Below are 1504 nucleotides of genomic sequence, written 5' to 3' on the forward strand. Positions count from 1 at the left end.
CGAGCACGACGGTCAGCGAGGGGAACAGCCGCAGCACGTCGTCGAGGGGCGCCGGGTCGGCGTACCGGTTGGCCGAGCCGGGGAACGAGCTGGTGCCGCAGTGGACGACGACGGGGACGCCCGCGTCCCGGCACACCTCGTAGGCGGGGTACAGGTCGGGGTCGGCGACGCTGAACCCGGCATGCACCGGGTGCAGCTTCAGCGCCGCGGCGCCGAACGCGAGCTGCCGTTCGACCTCGGCGCCGATCGGGTAGTGCAGGTGCGGGTTGACGTTGGCGACCGGCCTGAAGCGGCGCGGGTTGTGCTCGACCAGCGGCACCAGGTCCTCGATGGGCTGCATGCCGGTCGTCTTCGGGCTGTACTCGCAGAACAGGAGCGCGATGTCGACGCCCTCCTCCGCGAAGTGGGCGTCGACGCGCTCGGGGACGAGCGTCCCGCCTTCGTCGTAGAGGTCCGGCCAGGGGTTCGCCGCGCCGAACTCGCCGGCCCACTCCCGCCACGCGGGCGGGAGCGTCGGCAGCCGCGCGGCGTGCACGTGCGCGTCGACGAGCGGGCGTCCGTCAAGCATGCACGGGTCCCGGCGGAGTTCCCGGCGCGAACCCTCTCGCGATGGCGGCCATGCGGCGGAGCCTACCCGCCGCGCGTCAGGCCACGTCGGCGGACTCAGGCCCGTCCGCCGACTCCTGCCCGTCCAGCCAGGAGACGATGCCCTCCAGCGCTCCGCGGCAGCTCCCGCACCCGGTGCCCGCCCTGGTCTCGCGGGCGACGTCGCCGGCGGTCCGGGCGCCGGCCTGCCAGCAGGCGCGGACCTGGCCCTTGGTCACGTTGTTGCATTGGCAGACCGTCGCGGCGTCCGGCATGCGGACCGGGGACGAGGTCTCGACGGCGCCGCCGAGGCCGGGGAACAGCAGGCCGAGGCGCTCGGCCGGCAGCGGGTCGGCGCGGTCGTAGAGCTGGGTGAGGGTGCCCGCCGTGGAGGTCTCCCCGAGCAGGATCGCGCCGATGAGCCGCCCGTCCCGGATGACCGCCTTCTTGTAGGTGCCGCGCGCCGCGTCGGTGAACCGGACGACCTCGACGCCGTCCTCGTCGTCTCCGTGGTGCGTCTCGCCCATCGAGGCCAGCTCGATCCCGGCGGCCTTGAGGCGGGTGATCTGCCGGGCGCCGGTGAACCGCGCGGCGGGGTCGGTGCCGGCCAGCAGCCCGGCGAGCACCCCCGCCTGCTCCCACGCGGGCGCCACGAGGCCGTACACCTCGTCGCGGTGCTCGGAGCACTCCCCGATGGCGCGGACGGACGGGTCGGTGACCGAGCGGAGCTCGTCGTCGACGAGCACGGCGCGGCCGATGGCGAGGCCCGCGTCGCGGGCGAGGGAGACCTCGGGCCGGACGCCGCACGACAGGATGACGAGGTCGGCGGCGATGGTCTCCGTCCCGCCGCCGGGCAGGGCCAGTTCCACGCCGGTCACCGCCCCGCCGCCGGTGTCCAGGCCGGTGACGTCGGCGCGCA

Annotated in this window: 2 protein-coding genes; both read right to left on the reverse strand. The window is 75.3% G+C overall.

The features are described from left to right. Positions 1-568, reverse strand: a 568-nt coding sequence (locus IEZ03_RS05595) for an amidohydrolase family protein (protein WP_229808038.1), incomplete at its 3' end; no start/stop codon positions are given. 76 nt (positions 569-644) lie between these two features. Beyond that, positions 645-1504 (reverse strand): (2Fe-2S)-binding protein (locus IEZ03_RS05600; protein WP_189241158.1); only part of this gene is annotated, 860 nt, incomplete at its 5' end.

This window comes from Actinomadura livida, assembly GCF_014648675.1.
Taxonomy (GTDB): domain Bacteria; phylum Actinomycetota; class Actinomycetes; order Streptosporangiales; family Streptosporangiaceae; genus Spirillospora; species Spirillospora livida.